Genomic DNA, 2,372 nt, shown 5'->3' with positions numbered 1-2,372 from the left:
GGCGCCCCGTGCTGCTGGCGACCGACGAGATGGAGGCCGAGCCGTTGCTGCGCGCCATTCGCGCCGGCGTGCATGACGTCGTTCCGCGCGACGGGCAGCGCGGGGAGATCGCCCCCATATTGGCGCGGCTGTTGAACGAGGCGGTGGCGGACCGGGGCGGCCGGGGACGGCTAACGCTGCTGCTGGGCGCGGACCGGGATGCCTGCGCGATGGTGGCGACCGACATGGCCGTCGCCACGGCGGCGCGCGGATCGACGCTGCTGATCGACTGCACCCTGCCGACGAGCGCGGCCGCGAGCTATCTGGACCTGGTCGTCGATTATGGGCTGGCCTCCGCTATCGGCGACATGGACCGGCTGGACGCCAGCCTGCTGGCCAGCACGGTGGCGCGGCATGAACCGAGCGGTGTGATGCTGCTGACCTTCGACGGCGGGACCGGGGCCGAGCCGGCGGGACTGACGCCAGTCGACCTGGCGGCGCTGATCCGGCTGCTGCGGGGCTGTTGCGGGCATGTGGTGCTGAATGCGGGAAGCCTGCGCCATGGCGGGCTGCTGCGCGAGGTGGTGGCGGAGGCGGATCGGGTGGAATTGCTCTGCGGCCAGTCCATTCGCGAGATCGAGGCGTGCCGCCGCTTGCTGGACAGGATCGGGACGGAGCGCGAGCGGATAGAGGCGATGCGGCTGCTGGTGTGGGATCATCTGCCCGGCGTGCTGCTGGATGGGCGGCGGATGGCGGATGCGCTGGGCGTCGGCGCGGCGCTGGCGCTGCCCATCGACCGGGCGCGGATGCGCAATGCGCTGAACGCCGGGCGGCCGATGGCGATGGAAGCGGATGGCGGGGCCTATATGGCCGCGATCCGGCGGGTTTGCGGGATCGCGCCGAAGCCCGGCGGGATCGACCGGGTGCGGGGGGCGATGCTGCGCGTCGTCCAGCGCGCGTCATGAGCCTGCTGACCGGCGAAGAGGGCTTCATTCCGGCGCGGGAGGTGCGGATCGCGCCCGTCGCCCAGCCTGCCGCGCAGCGGATGAGCGACATCTATCAGCTCGCCAAGGCGCAGACCTGCGCCCAGTTGATCGAGCAGCTGGAGGCGCGGGGCGAGACGGCGGAGACGCTGGGGCCAAGGGCGCTGCGCGAGGAGATAGAGCAGGTCGTCGCCAGCCGCAGCCGCCGTGGGCAGATGGCGCTGAACAGCGCGGAGCGGCTGCTGCTGATCGAGGATGTCGAGGATGAGGTGGCGGGCATGGGGCCGCTAGCGCCGCTGCTGCGCGATCCGGGAGTGGACGACATCATCGTCAACGGGCCGGGGCATGTCTATGCCGAGCGGGGCGGGTTGCTGGAGAAGGTGGAGACGCGCTTTCGCGACGACGCGCACCTCATGAACATCATCCAGCGGATCGTGGGGCCTATCGGGCGGCGGGTGGATGAGGCCAGCCCCTATGTCGATGCGCGGCTGGCGGACGGGTCGCGGGTGAATATCGTCATTCCGCCGGTGGCTCTGGATGGGCCGACGCTGTCGATCCGCAAATTCCGGTTGCAGAGCATGACCATCGAGGATTGCGTCGCCGGCCAGGTGATGAGCGCGGACATGGCGGCCTATCTGAGCGCGGCGGTGCGGTCGCGGCTCAACATCCTGATCTGCGGCGGGACGGGGGCGGGCAAGACGACCCTGCTCAACATGTTGTCGACCTTCATCGGCGACCGCGAGCGGCTGATCACCATCGAGGACGCCGCCGAATTGCAGTTGCGGCAGAGCCATGTGGTGCGGCTGGAGACGCGGCCGCCAACGGTGGACGGCAGCCGCGAGGTGAGCAGCCGCGAACTGGTGCGCAACGCGCTGCGGATGCGGCCGGACCGGATCATTTTGGGCGAGGTGCGCGGCGTCGAGGCAGTGGAGATGTTGCAGGCCATGTCGACCGGGCATGACGGGTCGATGGCGACGCTGCACGGCAATAGTCCCAGGGACGCCTTCGCCCGGCTGGAGATGCTGCTGGGCTTTGCCGGGGTGCAGAGCGACGTGCGGGCGATCCGGCGCTTCATCGCCAACAGCGTGCATGTGGTGGTGCAGTTGCAGCGGCTGTCCAACGGCAGCCGGCGGGTGATGTCGGTGAGCGAGGTGACGGGGCTGGAGGGCGAGGCCTATTCGCTCAATGAACTGTTCGCCTTTCAGGAGCAGCCCGCGCTGTCGGGGACGGGGGAATTTCGCACTTTGTCGTTGCGGCCGTTTTTCGCGGGGCGGCTGAGGGATTATCGGGGCGGGCGGCCGTGCTGAGCGGGGCGGCCTTTCTGATATTGTCGCTGCTGATCCTGATGGGGATCGGCTGGCCATTGCTGGCGCGGCAGGCGCGGCAGCGGGCGGCGATCGACCGGCGGCT

2 protein-coding genes are annotated in these 2,372 nt (G+C 69.9%); both read left to right on the top strand.

What is annotated here, in order from left to right; all coding sequences use genetic code 11:
• Positions 1-944: AAA family ATPase (locus L286_RS25985; protein WP_021222933.1), on the top strand; the 944-nt coding region annotated here is incomplete at its 5' end.
• Positions 941-2,269, top strand: coding sequence for a CpaF family protein (locus tag L286_RS25980; RefSeq protein WP_020819616.1), 1,329 nt, complete (start codon positions 941-943; stop codon positions 2,267-2,269). The genes L286_RS25985 and L286_RS25980, both read left to right, overlap by 4 nt.
• The last annotated feature ends 103 nt before the right edge of the window (positions 2,270-2,372 follow it).

It is taken from the genome of Sphingobium sp. HDIP04 (assembly GCF_000445085.1).
Classification (GTDB): Bacteria; Pseudomonadota; Alphaproteobacteria; order Sphingomonadales; family Sphingomonadaceae; genus Sphingobium; species Sphingobium indicum.
This window is presented reverse-complemented; position numbering and strand designations above follow the sequence as displayed.